12 protein-coding genes are annotated in these 16,311 nt (G+C 64.7%); 8 read left to right on the plus strand and 4 right to left on the minus strand.

Annotated elements, in window-relative coordinates; translation table 11 throughout:
* Positions 1–144 precede the first annotated feature (144 nt).
* A complete protein-coding gene (locus tag ACYCVF_RS04340; protein WP_459597297.1) occupies positions 145–927 on the plus strand; it encodes an enoyl-CoA hydratase/isomerase family protein in 783 nt (260 codons plus the stop codon).
* 312 nt (positions 928–1,239) lie between these two features.
* Here ACYCVF_RS04340 and ACYCVF_RS04345 read toward each other — a convergent pair whose 3' ends face one another.
* Entirely contained in the window at positions 1,240–1,668 is a 429-nt protein-coding gene (locus tag ACYCVF_RS04345; RefSeq protein ID WP_459597298.1) for a GlcG/HbpS family heme-binding protein, read from the minus strand.
* On the minus strand, positions 1,661–4,669 hold the full coding sequence (locus ACYCVF_RS04350; RefSeq protein WP_459597299.1) for an FAD-binding and (Fe-S)-binding domain-containing protein: 3,009 nt from the start codon (positions 4,667–4,669) through the stop codon (positions 1,661–1,663). The genes ACYCVF_RS04345 and ACYCVF_RS04350 overlap by 8 nt, the downstream gene beginning before the upstream one ends.
* Positions 4,670–4,873: 204 nt before the next feature.
* Between ACYCVF_RS04350 and ACYCVF_RS04355 the strand changes: the two genes are divergently transcribed.
* The 6 genes from ACYCVF_RS04355 (at position 4,874) to ACYCVF_RS04380 (ending at position 11,350) form a co-directional block, all read left to right on the plus strand.
* Positions 4,874–6,073, plus strand: coding sequence for a pyridoxal-phosphate-dependent aminotransferase family protein (locus ACYCVF_RS04355; RefSeq protein ID WP_459597300.1), 1,200 nt, complete (start codon positions 4,874–4,876; stop codon positions 6,071–6,073).
* Positions 6,074–6,136: 63 nt separating this feature from the next.
* A complete protein-coding gene (locus ACYCVF_RS04360; protein WP_459597301.1) occupies positions 6,137–6,934 on the plus strand; it encodes an enoyl-CoA hydratase/isomerase family protein in 798 nt (265 codons plus the stop codon).
* A gap of 150 nt (positions 6,935–7,084) precedes the next feature.
* Positions 7,085–8,065, plus strand: a complete 981-nt coding sequence (locus ACYCVF_RS04365; protein WP_459598003.1) for a Bug family tripartite tricarboxylate transporter substrate binding protein — start codon at positions 7,085–7,087, stop codon at positions 8,063–8,065.
* Positions 8,066–8,244: 179 nt separating this feature from the next.
* Positions 8,245–8,787 (plus strand): tripartite tricarboxylate transporter TctB family protein, encoded by a 543-nt coding sequence (locus ACYCVF_RS04370; RefSeq protein WP_459597302.1) that lies wholly within the window; start codon positions 8,245–8,247, stop codon positions 8,785–8,787.
* A 12-nt stretch (positions 8,788–8,799) separates the two neighbouring features.
* Positions 8,800–10,317 (plus strand): tripartite tricarboxylate transporter permease, encoded by a 1,518-nt coding sequence (locus ACYCVF_RS04375; protein WP_459597303.1) that lies wholly within the window; start codon positions 8,800–8,802, stop codon positions 10,315–10,317.
* Between the two features lie 166 nt (positions 10,318–10,483).
* The gene (locus ACYCVF_RS04380; protein WP_459597304.1) at positions 10,484–11,350 is read left to right on the plus strand and encodes an outer membrane protein; all 867 of its coding nucleotides are present in this window, start codon (positions 10,484–10,486) and stop codon (positions 11,348–11,350) included.
* Between the two features lie 74 nt (positions 11,351–11,424).
* On the opposite strand, the gene ACYCVF_RS04385 is transcribed toward ACYCVF_RS04380, so the two are convergent.
* Together ACYCVF_RS04385 and ACYCVF_RS04390 are read right to left on the minus strand one after the other, a co-directional pair.
* Positions 11,425–12,618, minus strand: a complete 1,194-nt coding sequence (locus tag ACYCVF_RS04385) for a CaiB/BaiF CoA transferase family protein (protein WP_459597305.1) — start codon at positions 12,616–12,618, stop codon at positions 11,425–11,427.
* Positions 12,619–12,737: 119 nt separating this feature from the next.
* A complete protein-coding gene (locus tag ACYCVF_RS04390; protein ID WP_459597306.1) occupies positions 12,738–13,052 on the minus strand; it encodes a hypothetical protein in 315 nt (104 codons plus the stop codon).
* 224 nt (positions 13,053–13,276) lie between these two features.
* Between ACYCVF_RS04390 and ACYCVF_RS04395 the strand changes: the two genes are divergently transcribed.
* Positions 13,277–16,258: a M10 family metallopeptidase C-terminal domain-containing protein gene (locus ACYCVF_RS04395; protein WP_459606472.1), complete on the plus strand. Its 2,982-nt coding sequence runs from the start codon at positions 13,277–13,279 to the stop codon at positions 16,256–16,258.
* The last annotated feature ends 53 nt before the right edge of the window (positions 16,259–16,311 follow it).

Genomic DNA, 16,311 nt, shown 5'->3' on the forward strand with positions numbered 1-16,311 from the left:
ATAGCGGCCGCGACCCATAATTCAATCGACAAGCGAAGTTGCGCCCACACGCTATGGTGACAGGGCGTCGCAGATTGCCCTTGCACGCGCCGCCCGACCTGCCGCAAATGACGGCGAAGCCGAAGCCAAGGAAGCGAGCGGGCCATGACCGACACCAAAGCCGTTGTCACCGAGAAGCGTGGGCAGGCGCTCTGGATCACCATCAACCGGCCGGAGAAACGCAATGCGCTGAACGGCGACGTGATCGCCGGCATCAGCAAGGGCTATCGCGATGCGCATGACGACAAGGACGTCCGCGTCATCGTGCTGACGGGCGCGGGCGACAAGGCGTTCTGCGCCGGCGCCGATTTGCAGAATTCCGGCGCGGCTTTCGCGATGGATCATTCTAAACCAAATGTCGACTACGCCGATCTGTTACGTTTGTCACAGAACGCCACCAAGCCGGCGATTGCGCGGGTCGGCGGCGTCTGCATGGCCGGCGGCATGGGCCTGTTGTGCATGACCGACATGGCGGTCGCGGCCGATCACGTCGTCTTCGGGCTGCCGGAGGTGAAGGTCGGCGTATTCCCGATGCAGGTGCTGAGCCTGCTCCAGAGCATCGCGCCGCCGCGCCTCGTCAACGAATGGGCGCTCACGGGCGAGCCGTTCGACGCCAGGGCCGCACAGGCCGCGGGCCTGCTCAATTACACCGTGCCCACCGCCGAGCTCGACGCCAAGGTCGACTGGCTGATCGGCCGCATCGTCGACAAATCGCCGACTGCCATCCGCCGCGGCAAATACGCCATGCGCGCGATCGCCTCGATGTCGTTCGACGAGAGCATCGCCTACACCGAAAGCCAGATCGCGCTGCTGGCGATGACCGAGGATGCCAGGGAAGGCCTGAAGGCGTTCAGCGAGAAGAGGAAGCCGGTCTGGACGGGACGGTGAGGAGCGCGCGCTCTCGTGTCCCGGACGCGCTGCAACGCGTAAGCGTTGCTGCGCAAAGCCGGAACCCAAGGGCGGCACGGGACATCCGGTGAGATGGGCCCCGGCTCTGCAGCGCACCGCTAAGGCGCTGCGCTGCGTCCGGGGCACGAGCAGAGTTTACCACCTCAGTTCGATTTCAACGTGAATGTAGCCTCATCCTCCGCCGTCATTCCGGGGCGCGCGTAGCGCGAGCCCGGAATCCATCGTGCAACAAGCAATACGGAGAAATGGATTCCGGGCTCGCGCCAAGTGGGCGCGCCCCGGAATGACGGTCTACCCCGCGTTGGCCTTCAGCCCCGCCGCCTGGATGCCGGCGATTGCGCAGGCTTCGTCATTGTCGGAGGTGTCGCCGGAGACGCCGACGGCGCCGAGCAGTGTTGTGCCGTCCATGATCAGCACGCCGCCGGGAACCGGAACCAGCGCGCCTTTGGCGATCGTGTTCACGGCGTCGATGAAATAGGCCTGCTCCTGCGCGCGCTGGAACAGGGCCCGCGAACCCATGCCCATCGCGAGCGCGCCATAAGCCTTGCCGTGTGCGATCTCGGCGCGCATCAGGCTGGTGCCGTCCTGGGCGGCCGCGAGCTTGAGAACGCCGCGTGCGTCCAGAATGGTGACGACCAGCGGCTTCAGCTTCAGCTCGCCGGCTTTCGCGAAGGCGGCGTCGAGGATCTTGCGGGCGGTGTCGAGGGTGAGGTCAGCCATGACTGGTTTCCTTTGCAGCTTGAGAGGAGGAGCGGGTTTCGGACTTATCAAGGCTCATCGCCAGCACGCGCGCGACGTGAAGCGCCTCACGTTGCGTGCCGTCGTGGATCTGGTGCCGGCACGAGGTGCCGTCGGCGACGACGAGTGTCTTTTGGTCCGCACGCCGCACAGCCGGCAGCAGCGAAAGCTCGGCCATCTCGATCGAGGCCTCATAGGTGTCCGCGCCATAACCGAACGCGCCCGCCATGCCGCAGCAGCTGGACTCGATGGTCTCGACGTTCAGGCCGGGGACGAGGCGCAGCACCTGCTCGACCGGCTTGAAGGCGCCGAAGGATTTTTGGTGGCAATGGCCGTGCACGATGGCTTTGTCGGCGACGGTCCCCAGCGGCAGTTGCAGACGGCCGGCCTCGGCCTCGCGCACCAAAAATTCCTCGAATGTGAGGGCGTGGGCGCCGACCGCCTTGGCGTCGCGGTCCTTGCGCAGCGAGGCGAGCTCGTCGCGCAGCGTCAACAGGCAGCTCGGCTCGAGACCGACGATCGGCACGCCGCGCCCAGCAAAGGGCGCGAAGGCAGCCACGAGGCGATCGAGCTCGGCCCTGGCTTCCTCGACGAGGCCGGCGGAGAGAAACGTGCGGCCGCAGCAGAGCGGCCGGCCGCCACGCGCAGGCTGCGGCAAATGCACGCGATAGCCGCCGGCCACCAGAACGCGTAGCGCCGCGTCGAGATTCTCGCGCTCATAGATGCGGTTGAACGTGTCGGCAAACAGAACCACCTCACTGCCGCTCTCCGGTCCGACGCTGTCGGCCGGCGGCACGAACACGTCGCCGCGAAAGGCGGGCAGGGCGCGGCGCGCGCTGATCCCGGCAAAGCGCTCGAACAGCTTTCGCAAGAGCGGGCTGCGGTTGCGCAAGTTCGCCAGCGGCGCGAAGCGCGACGCGAGGCCGGCATAGCGCGGGAGGTAGCCGACCAGCCGATCCCGCAACGTCAGGCCGTGCGAGGCCGCACGCGCGGCCAGCACCTCGATCTTCATCTTGGCCATGTCGACGCCGGTGGGGCACTCATGCCGGCAGGCCTTGCAGGAGACGCAGAGCTTCAGCGTTTCCATCATCTCGTCGGATGATAGTGCATCGGGGCCGAGCTGGCCGGAGATCGCGAGCCGCAAAGTGTTCGCGCGCCCTCGCGTGACGTCCTTCTCGTTGCGTGTGGCGCGATAGGATGGGCACATCACGCCGCCCTCGAGCTTGCGACAGGCGCCGTTGTTGTTGCACATCTCGACCGCGCCCTGGAAACCGCCGCCCGCGCCGGGCCAAGCCGACCAGTCGAGCCTGGTCTCGAGCTCAGTGATGCGATAGTCCGGCCGGTAGCGGAACAGCGAGCGGTCGTCCATCCTCGGCGCATCGACGATCTTGCCGGGGTTGAGGATGCACTCGGGATCGAAGCGCTGCTTCACTTCCTTGAAGTCGGCGACGAGACGCTTCCCGAACATCGTCTCGTGAAATTCGGAGCGAACCAGCCCGTCGCCGTGCTCGCCGGAATGCGAGCCCTTGTATTCGCGCACCAGCGCAAACGCCTCCTCGGCGATGGCGCGCATCGCCTTGACGTCCTTCTCCAGCTTCAAATTCAGCACGGGCCGCACATGCAGGCAGCCCTCGGAGGCATGCGCATACATCGTGCCGCTGGTGCCATGCCTGGCGAACACCTCGTTCAGCCGCGCGGTGTAATCGGCCAGATGCGGCAGCGGCACGGCGCAATCCTCGACGAACGAGACCGGCTTTCCCTCCTGCTTCATCGACATCATGACATTGAGGCCGGCGGCACGAAAATCGGCAATGCCGCTCTGCAGTGCCGGCTCCGTGACCTCGACCACGCCGCCCCATTTGCGCGTCTCGTTGTTCCAGCCGAAGCCGAGATCGCCCATGAGTTCGCCGAGTTGCCTGAGCCGCACCAGGTTGTCTGCCTGGTCTTCTTCGGCGAACTCGACCACCAAAACTGCATCCGGATCGCCCTTGATCGCCGCGGAGATGATCGGCCTGAACATCGCGATGTCCCGGCCGAGCGCGATCATGGTGCGGTCGACCAACTCGACCGCGATCGGCTTCAGCTTCACCAGATGCTGGGCCGCGTCCATCGCCTCGTAGAAGCTGCCGAAATGGCAGACGCCAAGCGCCTTGTTGCGGATCACCGGCCACAGCTTCAGCTCGACCTTGGTGGTGAAGGCGAGGGTGCCTTCGGAGCCGACCAGAAGATGCGCCATGTTGTTCGGCGCGTTGCGCGGCACCAGCGCATCGAGATTGTAGCCGCCGACGCGCCGCTGCACTTTTGGAAACCGCGCCGCGATCTCGTCGGCCTCGCGGGCGCCGAGATCGAGCATGTCGCGGAACAGGGCGCGGGTGCTGTCCCCGATATCGATATCGGAGAGATCGCACGACACCTCGCCAAACCGGCTCAGCTTTCCGTCGGCGAGCGCGGCCTCCATCGAGAGCGTGTTGTCGCGCATGGTGCCGTAGCGCAGGCTGCGGCCGCCGCAGGAATTGTTGCCGGCCATGCCGCCGATGGTGGCGCGTGAGGCCGTGGAGACGTCGACCGGAAACCACAGGCCGTGCTTCCTGAGCTGGCGGTTGAGGTCGTCGAGCACGATGCCGGGCTCGACCACGCAGGTGCGGCCTTCGATGTCGAGCGACAGGATGCTGTTCAGATGCTTGGAGAGATCGACTACCAGACCCTCGTTGACGGTCTGGCCGCATTGTGATGTGCCGCCGCCACGCGGGGTGACCTTGCACCCCTCGTCACGGGCGATCGCCAGCGCCCGCAACGCCTCGTCCATGGACCTCGGCACCACCACGCCCGCCGGCACGATCTGGTAGAACGAGGCGTCCGTGGCGTAGCGGCCGCGATTGAAGGCGTCGAACAGAACGTCGCCCGTCATCTCGCGGGCCAGGCGTGCCGCCAGACGGTCCGCTTGGACCGATTCCGGTGATTTTCCAGCCACTTCCGCCGCCATGGTCCGCTCTCGCCTGTTCGCCGGCACCGTCTTGCCTCCCGTCGCGGCCCTTGGCAAGCGAGCCCTGCTTGTTGTGCATTGACGGACCCTGCGGGGCGAGGGACAAGCCGGACGAATAGTGATATGCGAGCGGCTCGCCGCAGCCCTCGTGCGGGCCCACGGACGCTCGAACCAAGACAGCCTCAAAGACCGGGAAGGACGCCGATGACCGTGCATACTGGAAGGCATTTCCTACAGATTCCAGGACCGACCAACGTGCCCGACCGGGTGCTGCGGGCGATGGACATGCCGACCCTGGACCATCGCGGTCCGGAGTTCGCCGAGCTCGGCTTCGCGGTTCTCGCTGCGATGCAGCGCGTGTTCCGTACCAAGCAGCCCGTGATCATCTTCCCTTCCTCCGGCACCGGCGCCTGGGAAGCGGCGATGGTCAATGTGTTCGCGCCCGGCGACAAGGTCCTGATGTGCGAGACCGGCCAGTTCGCCGTGCTCTGGCGCGGCATCGCCGACAAGTTCAAGCTCGACGTCGATTTCATCCCCGGCGACTGGCGCCATGGCGCCGATCTCGCCGAGATCGAGACGCGCCTTGCCGCCGACAAGCAGCACGCGATCAAGGCGGTCTGCGTCGTTCACAACGAGACCTCGACCGGCTGCGTGACGCCGCCGCTGGAAGTGCGCAAGCTGCTCGACCGCGTCAAGCATCCGGCGCTGTTGATGGTCGACACCATCTCCGGCCTCGGCTCGATGGAATATGAGCACGATGCCTGGGGCATCGACGTCTCGGTCGCGGGTTCGCAGAAGGGCCTGATGCTGCCGCCGGGTCTCGGCTTCAACGCCGTCTCGGAGAAGGCGCTCAGCGTTGCGAAAGCCAATCCCGGCATGCGCTCCTATTGGGACTGGCAGGAGGTCATCAATTTCAACAAGCTCGGCACCTTTCCCTATACGCCCGCGACCAACCTGCTTTACGGCCTGCGCGAGGCGGTGAAGATGCTCGAAGAGGAGGGGCTGGAGAACGTCTGGTCTCGCCACAAGCGCCACAGCGCGGCGACCCGCGCCGCGGTCAAGGTCTGGGGCCTGGAGACGCAGTGCGCCGACCCCGCCGCACATTCGCCGGCGCTGACTGGCGTGCGCGTGCCCGAGGGGCACGATGCCGACGCCTTCCGCAAGGTCGTGCTGGAAAACTTCGACATGTCGCTCGGCACCGGCCTCAACAAGGTCAAGGGCAAGGTATTCCGCATCGGCCATATCGGCCATTTCAACGATCTGATGCTGATGGGCACGCTTGCCGGCGTCGAGATGGGCCTCGATCTTGCAAAGATCCCGCACCGGAGCGGCGGCGTGCTCGCAGCCATGGACGTCCTGAAGGGACGCGACGTGGTGCCGATGGCCAAGGCTCAGGTGGCTTAAAGGCTCAGGTGGCCTAAAGGCTCAGATAGCTTGATCCATCCAACTTGAAGAAGAGAGCGCGCGATGAACGCACCGACGACGACCAACGAAGACTTGCTCTACTCCGTCCAGGAGGGCATCGCGCGGATCACCTTCAACCGCCCGCAGGCGCGCAACGCCATGACGTTCGCCATGTATGACCGCATGGCGGAGATCTGCCAGGAGATCAACGCCGACCGCTCGATCAAGGCGCTGATCCTGACCGGCGCCGGCGACAAGGCGTTCGCCTCCGGCACCGACATCTCGCAGTTCCGCGCGTTCAAGACCGCGCAGGACGCGCTCGACTACGAGGCGCGCATCGACCGCGTGCTCGGCACGCTCGAGCAGTGCCGCGTGCCCGTGATCGCGGCCATCGCCGGGGCCTGTACCGGCGGCGGCGCTGGCATTGCCGCCTGCTGCGACCTGCGCATCGGCACCGAGACGACGCGGATGGGCTTTCCGATCGCGCGCACGCTCGGCAACTGCCTGTCGATGTCGAACATCAGCCGCGTCGTCGCGCTGGTCGGCCCCGCCCGCACCAAGGATATGATCTTCAAGGCGCGCCTCGTCGAGGCGCAGGAAGCGCTGGCGCTCGGCCTGCTCAACGAGGTCGTGCCCGACGTCGAGACGCTGCAGCGCCGCGCGGACGAGACCGCGAAGCTCGTCGCCAGCCACGCGCCGCTGACCCTGGAGGCGACCAAGGAAGCGGTGCGCCGCATCCGCCGCACGCTGTCGCGCGAAGAGGGCGAGGACCTGATCCTGAAAGCCTATATGAGCGAAGATTTCCGCGAGGGTATGGACGCCTTCCTCAACAAACGCGCGCCCGTCTGGAAGGGCAAGTAAAGCTCATGCGCTCTCGACGTCGTCCGTCGAAAGTCATATGCGCCCAATTGCCCGGCTGCTTGCACTCGTCAGCTTTAGTCCGCACAATGCAGGGATAGAAGTTTTCCGCACTACAACTCAAAAAAACATCAGGGGACGAAACTCGTGCGAATTCCAGTGAAGGCCGTCGGCGCTGCGACGGCGCTGTTGTTGAGCACGCCGGCCTTCGCCGGCTGGGAACCGGCGAAACCCGTCGAGATCGTGGTGGCGGCGGGCGCGGGCGGCGCCTCTGACCAGATGGCGCGGATGATGCAGGCCGCGATCCAGAAGAACAATCTGATGAAGCAGCCGGTGGTCGTCTCGCTCAAGGGCGGCGCCTCGGGCGCGGAAGCGCTGATGTACATGAAGTCCAGCGAGGGCGATCCGAACAAGGTGCTGATCGCCTATTCGCTGATCTACATGCTGCCGCTGTCGGCCAAGATCCCGTTCAACTGGCGTGAGCTGACCCCGGTTTCTGTGGTGGCGCTCGACCAGTTCGTGCTCTGGGACAACAGCGCCGGCGCCAAGACGGTGAAGGAGTTCGTCGCCGCCGCGAAGGCCGCGAGCGCGCCGTTCAAGATGGGCGGCACGGGCTCCAAGCGCGAGGATCACGTGCTGACCGTGTTCCTCGAGCAGAAGACGGGCGCGAAATTCTCTTATCTGCCCTACAAGTCCGGGGGCGAGGCTGCGACCCAGCTGGTCGGCAACCACACCGAGGCCAACGTCAACAACCCATCCGAAAATCTCGAAGTCTGGCGCGCAGGACAGGTGCGTCCGCTCTGCGTGTTCGACAAGGAGCGCATCTCCTACACCAGCAAGGTGACGGACACCCAGTCCTGGGCCGACATCCCGACCTGCAAGGAGGAGGGCGTCGACGTGCAGTATCTGATGCTGCGCGCGATGTTCCTGCCCGGCAAGGTGTCGCCGGAGCAGCAGGCGTTCTATGTCGATCTGTTCCACAAGGTGACGCAGACCTCGGAATACAAGGAATACATGGAAAAGCAGGCGCTGAAGCCGATCTTCCTCACCGGCAAGGACATGGTGAAGTTCCTCGAGGAGGATGATGCACTGAACAAGTCGCTGATGACGGAAGCCGGTTTCGTCGCGAAGTAGCGGTCTCGCTCTTCTCCCTCTTCCGTTCTGACCGGCAGGAGGGAGCGGGGGGAGGGGCTCTCTCCTCGAAGATGGTGACAGATGGACTCGCGGAGAGTCCCCGTCACCCAGCGCTTCGCGCCGACCTCTCCCCGCAAGCGGGGCGAGGTGATGTAACGCAGACTTTTGCAGATCAGCCCATGTCCCAAACCGATCTTGAAATCGTCGTCGACGATCCGACCGCGCCTGAAGACGACTCCCCGCCGGTCGTCTCGACCGGCACGATCGAAATCGTCGTCTGCCTGCTGCTGCTCGGGCTCGCCCTCACGCTCGGCCACGACAATTGGCGCACCGGCGCGTCCTGGGATGCGACCGGGCCCGAGCCCGGCTATTTCCCGTTCTATCTCTCGGTCATCCTCGGCGGCGGCAGCCTCTACGGCCTGATCGCGGCGCTCGTGTCGCATCGCGCGGCGCGCGAGACCTTCGTCACGCGCGCGCAGGCACGCCGCGTGATGGCGGTGTTCGTGCCGACGCTGCTGTTCTGCCTGGGGACGCAGTTCCTCGGCCTCTATGTCGCGAGCTTCCTGCTGATCGCCGGCTTCATGCGGCTCGTCGGCAAGATTGCACTCTGGAAGTCGCTGCTCACCGCTCTCGTGTTCACGGCGATCATGTTCGTCACCTTCGACATCGCCTTCGACGTCATCATGCCGAAAGGGCCGCTCGAAGCGGCCTTCGGGCGCTAGGCGGGCTGCGCGATGGAAGCTTTCGGTCTCCTGATTCACGGCTTCGCCGTGCTGCTGACGTGGAAGACCCTGCTGCTGATGATGGTCGGGCTGGTGCTCGGCATCTTCGTCGGCGTGCTGCCGGGGCTCGGCGGCCCCAATGGCGTTGCCATCCTTCTGCCGCTCACCTTCACGATGGATCCGACCTCGGCGATCGTGATGCTGTCCTGCATCTATTGGGGCGCGCTGTTCGGCGGCGCGATCACCTCGATCCTGTTCAATATCCCTGGAGAAGCCTGGTCGGTGGCGACCACCTTCGACGGCTATCCAATGGCGCAGCAGGGCCGGGCGGCGGAGGCGCTGACCGCGGCGTTCACCTCCTCCTTCATCGGCTCGCTGGTCGCGGTGCTCCTGATCACCTTCCTCGCGCCGATGATCTCGTCCTTCGCATTGAAGTTCGGTCCGCCCGAGTTCTTCGCGGTCTATCTCCTGACCTTCTGCTCCTTCGTCGGCCTTGGGCGCGAGGCCAAGCACAAGACCGTCATCTCGATGTCGCTGGGGCTGCTGCTCGCCGGCATAGGGATGGATACAGTGTCCGGCAGTCTCCGCATGACCTTCGACTCACCGGAACTGCTCCGCGGCATCAACTTCCTGGTCGCCGTCATCGGCCTGTTCGGCATCAGCGAGATCCTGCTGACGATGGAGGAGCGGCTGGCGCTGCGCGGACACGCGGCGGGCATCTCGCTGCGCGTCGTGCTCGGCGTCTGGAAGGACCTGCCGAAATATTGGGTGACGCTGCTGCGCTCCTCCTTCATCGGCTGCTGGCTCGGCATCACCCCCGGCGGCGCGATCGCGGCGTCATTCATGGGCTACAACCTTGCCAAGCGCTTCGCCAAGGAGCCCGAGAGCTTCGGCAAGGGCCGCATCGAGGGTGTGTTCGCGCCCGAGACGGCGGCGCATGCCTCCGGTACCGCGGCGCTACTGCCGATGCTGGCGCTCGGCATTCCCGGGTCCGGCACGGCTGCGATCCTGCTCGGCGGCCTGATGGTGTGGGGGCTCAATCCGGGCCCGCTGCTGTTCGTCGAGCACAAGGATTTCGTCTGGGGGCTGATCGCCTCGATGTATCTCGGCAACGTCGTCGGCCTCGTGCTGGTGCTGACGACGGTGCCGATCTTCGCCTCGATCCTGCGGGTGCCGTTTGCCGCCGTGGCGCCGATGATCGTGGTGTCCTGCGCGATCGGCGCTTATGCGATCCAGAACGCGATGTTTGACATCTGGCTGATGCTCGGCTTTGGCGTCGTCGGCTACGTCTTCAAGAAGATCGGCATTCCCTTGGCGCCGTTTACCCTCGCGCTCGTGCTCGGCAACCGCGCCGAGGATGCCTTCCGTCTGTCGATGATTGGCTCCGGTGGGACCTTGAAGGTGTTCTGGTCGAACGGCTTGGTTGGCTCGATCACAACCCTGGCGATTCTGCTGCTGTTCTGGCCTGTGATCGACAGTTTGCTCGCGCGTGTCGGATTGACGCATAAGACCAGGGCGACATCGGACTAGGACGCTAGAGCAATCTCTTTTGATATCAATTGTTTGGCGGCCAGGTAGCGCTGTGGTCCGGACACTACCGCGAGATCGATTGTCTCTGAATGTTGCTGCTGCGGCACAGCCCTTCGGCGGCCAAGCACGTATATTTTGATCACAAGATTGTGCAGGGGAATTCTCGATGAAGCGGATAGTGATTGGAATGGCGGCGGCGATGTCGCTGTTTGCGACGGGCGCGTTGGCCGCCGATCTCGCGGCAAGACCCTATGTCAAGGCGCCGATCGTCGATCCGGTCTGGAACTGGACCGGCTTCTACGTCGGCGCCAATGGCGGATATAGCTGGGGCCGCTCGCGCACGGACGTTTCCTACTTCAACTCGGTCACGGGTGCAGCGATCGCGCCTCCGGCGGGATCCATCACCAGTGGCTCGTTCGACATGAACGGCGCTGTCGCCGGCGGTCAGGCCGGTTACAACTGGCAGAACGCCAATTGGGTGTACGGTATCGAGGGCGACCTGAACTGGTCCGACGAAAAGGGCCGCGCGACCTTCAATTGCGGCGGCGTCGCGCCTGCCGGCGGGCCCTGCCTTCCGGGCCTGACATTCATCCCCCCGGGCGGTCTGACCGGCACCACTCTGACGGTCGATCAGCATCTTCAATGGTTCGGCACGGTTCGCGGCCGCATCGGCATCCTGGCAACCCCCAAGGTGCTGTTCTACGGCACCGGCGGTCTCGCGTTTGGCGAAATCAAGACCACGGGCACGATGACCGGCTTCACCCCCGCGGGTGTGGCGATCGCCTCTGTCGGCTCGAACTCGACGACGCGCGCCGGCTGGACCCTTGGTGCGGGTGTCGAAGGCAAGATCACGCAGAACTGGAGCGCCAAGCTCGAATATCTCTACATGGATCTCGGGCGTTTCTCGTCCGGTCCTTTCACGCTGGCACCGGCCGCTGCCATCAGCGCCAACGTCTCGTCGCGCTTCACCGATCACATCCTGCGGGCCGGCATCAATTATCAGTTTGGCGGCCCGGTGGTTGCCAAGTACTGAGATCAACAAAGGCGTCAATCACAAGCAAAGCCCGGCTCGCGCCGGGCTTTGTCGTTGGAGACCGTGCGCGAGGTTCACACCACCTTGGCGTCCCTGAGCCCCGCGATCTCGTCTGCGCCGAAGCCGAACTCTTTCAGTACCTCCTCGGTCTGCTCGCCGAATTCGGGCGGCCGCGCCACCATCCTGCTCGGCGTGCGCGACAGCGTGACAGGCTGGCCGACCAGACGGATGTGGCGGCCCTCGTCGTTCGGCACGTCCTGTGCGATGCCGAGATGCTTGACCTGCGCGTCCTCGAACATCTGATCGATGGCGTAGATCGGCCCGCAGGGCACACCGGCGTCGTTGAGCTCGCGGACCCAGGTTTCGGTCGACTTCGTCACGGTGCGCTTCTCGATCTCGGCGTTGAGCGCGTCGCGGTTCTTGGAGCGGGCAGGGGCCGTCGCGTAGTCGGGATGGGCATAGAGCTCCGGCGCGCCGATCGCCTGCGCGCAGCGCTCCCAGATCCGCCCGCCCGTGGTGGCGATGTTGATGTAGCCGTCCGAGGTCTTGAACACGCCGGTCGGAATGCTGGTCGGGTGATTGTTGCCGGCCTGCTTAGCGACCTCCTTCTCCATCAGCCAGCGCGCGGCCTGGAAATCGAGCATGAAGATCTGGGCCTGGAGCAGCGAAGTCTGCACCCATTGGCCCTTGCCGGAGACCTCGCGTTCGAGCAACGCGGTGAGGATGCCCGTGGCACAGAACAGGCCGGCGGTAAGGTCGGCGACGGGAATGCCAACCCGCATCGGGCCTTCGCCCGGGGCCCCGGTGATCGACATCAGCCCGCCCATGCCTTGCGCGATCTGATCGAAGCCCGGCCGCTTGTGGTAAGGGCCGTCCTGGCCGAAGCCGGAGATGCTGCCGTAGACGATGCGCGGATTGAGCGCAGCGAGGCTGTCGTAGTCGATCCCAAGCTTCTTCTTCACGTCCGGGCGGAAATTCTCGACCACGACGTCGGCCTTGGCGGCGAGGCGCTTGAACACGGCGAGCCCGCGCTCGTCCTTCAGGTTCAGCGTCATTGCCCGCTTGTTGCGGTGCAAATTCTGGAAGTCGGAGCCGACCCGCGGTCCGCCCGGCTGCTCGCCGCCGGCATCCTCGGTCAGCGCGTCGATCTTGATCACGTTGGCGCCCCAATCCGCGAGCTGCCGCACGCAGGTTGGTCCGGAGCGGACGCGGGTCAGATCGAGCACGGTAAAGCGCGACAGGGCTTCCGAGGCATGCGGAAAGGGCATCTTGAAGGGCTCCGGGACGGATTGCGGGCCTACCTTAGTGCCGAAAGACCAAGCGACAACCCCGGCCGGGCGCCGATGCCGCCTTCCAAAATGCCATGTCTGATGCGGTGCCCGACGGATCAGCGTGAGAGGCGTTCCAATTCCGCGCGCGCCTGCTCGGCGAGGGGGGCATCGCCGTGGCGCGCAATGAAGAGCTCGAAGGCCTCCCGCGTTCCCTTCCGGCGGGCGGCTTCGTATTCCTCTGCCACGGCAACGGCAGGATCGCGGGCCATCGGCATGGAGGGCGCGCGGCCCGCCTTGTCGCCGCTCTTGTCGCTTTCGTCCGCATGGGCTTTCCCGACCATGACAGGCTGTTCTCCGATGGGTAGACGATCCAGCCCGGTGACGACCACAGCGAGGACGCCGATGAGACCGGCCGAGGAGCCAAGTTTCATGATTGCCCTCCGAGATCATCAATCACGCGAAATCGCGCATCCAGTGCCCGGCTCCGTATGATTACGGAGATATCCCGCCCGGATGACTAGGGTATTTGATGGCTAACGCGACATTGTGAAAGGGGCCGCGCGCAGACGCCTCGTTTTAAGCGAAACGTTTACCTCTGAAGCTAGAATCTCGCGGCTTCGCCCGAATCGCATGGTGGGTTGCTCCGGAGAGTCCATTGGCCAGCTCTGTTTACGTCAGTGCCACCAACAACGCCGAGATCGACGGCCTGTTGTCCGGCTACAAATGGTCCGGCGCGATCACCTACAGTTTTCCGGACGCGCCGAGCGACTACGCCAATCCCTATAGCGGCGGCTACGGCGAGCCGACCACCTCGGGCTTTGCCTCGGTGCCCAGCCAGATCCAGGCCGCGATCAACTACGCCATCGGACTGATCCTCGGCTACACCAACGCCGATATCCAGTATGCGGGCACGAACGGCGCCGACATCATGATCGCGCAGTCGCCTGCGGCCAATCCAACCGCCTACGCCTACTATCCCGGCAATTATGCATCCGGGGGCGACATCTGGTTCGGCACTCAATACAATTTCTCGCTGGCCAAGCTCGGCAACTATTACTTCACCACCGCGCTGCACGAGCTCGGCCATGCCTTGGGCCTCAAGCACAGCCAGGAGGCCGGCGGGCCCGCCAACGTTGCGGTGCCGAGCGCGCATGACAGCAGCGAATACACCGTCATGAGCTATCGCAGCTATGTCGGCGCTTCGACCACCGGTGGCTATACCAACGAAGCGTACGGATATTCGCAGACCTACATGGCCAACGATATCCTAGCGCTCCAGACGATGTACGGCGCGGACTACACGACCCAAAGCAGCAACACCGTCTACACCTGGAATCCGATCACGGGGCAGCAGTTCATCAACGGCGTCGGGCAGCTCGCACCGGGCGGCGGTGTCGGCGGCTCGGCCAACCGCATCTATGAGACCGTCTGGGACGGCGGCGGCGTCGATACCTATGACCTGTCGAACTACACGACGAACCTGAGCATCAACCTCAATCCCGGTGCCTCGTCGATGTTCTCCGCGGTGCAGTTGGCCTATCTTGGCAACGGCCACTATGCGTCGGGCAATGTCTACAACGCCTATCTCTACAACGGCGACGCGCGCTCCTACATCGACAACGCCACCGGCGGGTCCGGCAACGACACGATCCTGGGCAATGCCATCGCCAACACGCTGAACGGCGGCGGCGGCAACGACACGATCACCGGCGGTGCGGGTAGCGACACCATCGTTGGCGGCGCGGGCACGGACACAGCAGTGTATTCGGGTAACCGGGCCAATTACACGGTGTCCTACAACGCGACGACACAGACGTTCACGCTGACCGACCTGCGCAGCGGCTCACCAGAGGGCACCGACACCGTCGCTGGCGTCGAATATTTCCAGTTTGGGAGCTCGACGATCGCCAGCTCCAGCCTCGTGCCGAGCGCGATCGAGGCGTTCGGATCGACCAGCTTGGTTCTGGCGAACGGCAACTATTACCTGAACAGCATCTCGACCGGCAGCGGGCCGACCCTGAAGTATGGCGGCTCTGTCGTGAACGCGGCCAATTACAGCACGTGGTCGGTGATTGGCGCCGAGCAGGTGTCGGGCGGCGGCTACGACGTGGTCTGGAAGAATTCGGCGAACGCGCACTACTCCGTCTGGAGCACGGACAGCAACGGCAACTTCCTGACCACACTGGCCGCGGCCCCCGAAGTGCTGGGCACCGATCCGTCCCTGCAGGCGCTGGAGCCGACGCTCCATCAGGATCTCAACGGCGACGGCACGATCGGCGCCACCGTTGGCTCCATCAGCGGGGTCACGATCGAGGCGTTCGGATCGACCCGTACGGTACTTTCCAATGGCTACTACTATTTGTACGATTCCGCCGGCACCGGGCCTACGCTGAAATACGCGGGCACTTCGGTGATCGCTGCCAATTACAGCACGTGGTCGGTCGTTGGCGCTGAGCAGGTGTCGGGCGGCGGCTACGACGTGGTGTGGAAGAATTCGGCGAATGCCCACTACTCCGTCTGGAGCACGGACAGCGCTGGTAACTTCCTCACGACTCTCGGCTCGGCTCCCGAGATGCTTGGGACAGATGCATCTCTGCAGGGGCTGGAGCCGACGCTCCACCAAGATATCAACGGCGACGGCACGACCGGCGTCCCCGTTGCCCCTCTCGTCAGCGGGGTGACGATCGAGGCGCTCGGATCGACCAGCGTGGTCCTGTCTGGCGGAAACTATCACCTCGACAACATCTCGACCGGCACCGGCCCGACCTTGAAATATGGCGGCTCCGTCGTGAACGCGGCCAACTACAGCACCTGGTCGGTGATTGGCGCCGAGCAGGTGTCAGGCGGCGGTTACGACGTGGTGTGGAAGAATTCGGCGAATGCCCACTACTCCGTCTGGAGCACGGACAGCGCTGGTAACTTCCTCACGACTCTCGGCTCGGCTCCCGAGATGCTTGGGACAGATGCATCTCTGCAGGGGCTGGAGCCGACGCTCCATCAGGATATCAACGGCGACGGTACGATTGGCGCCTCCGTCGTCGTCCCCGTCAGCGGCGTCACCATCGAGGCGTTCGGATCGACGCGTGCGGTTCTGTCCAGTGGCTACTATTACCTGTACGACGCGGCTGGCACCGGGCCCACCCTGAAATATGGTGGCGCATCGGTGATCGCAGCCAATTACAGCACGTGGTCGGTGATTGGCGCAGAGAAAGTGTCCGGGGGCGGCTACGACGTGGTCTGGAAGAACTCGGCGAACGCCCACTACTCGGTCTGGAGCACCGATGCCAACGGCAACTTCCAGACGACCCTGGCCGCGGCCCCGGAAGTGCTTGGGTCCGATCCGTCTCTGAAAGCGCTGGAGCCGACGCTGCAGCAGGATCTCAATGGCGACGGCACCGTCGGCGCTGCGCCGCTCGCGACAGGGACCTCAGGCGATAGCTTCGCGTTCAACTTCACTGAGGGCCAAACCGCTTCGGCCGTTTCGTCCGAGCCGCCTGACCTGATGCCCGCGCCAGCGGATCCGCAGGCCACGCAAGAGCAAGGGACTCAATTGCCGGAAAGTCTCGACACGGCCGTCCCGGACATTCTGACCGACTTCCTACACAGCTCGCACGGTTCCGGTTTCCTGCTGAGCTGACGTGTGGGTCTCGTCGTGTCGAATCGAGCTGCCGCGGCATGCAATTGCATCGC

The organism is Bradyrhizobium cedriense (genome assembly GCF_054602315.1).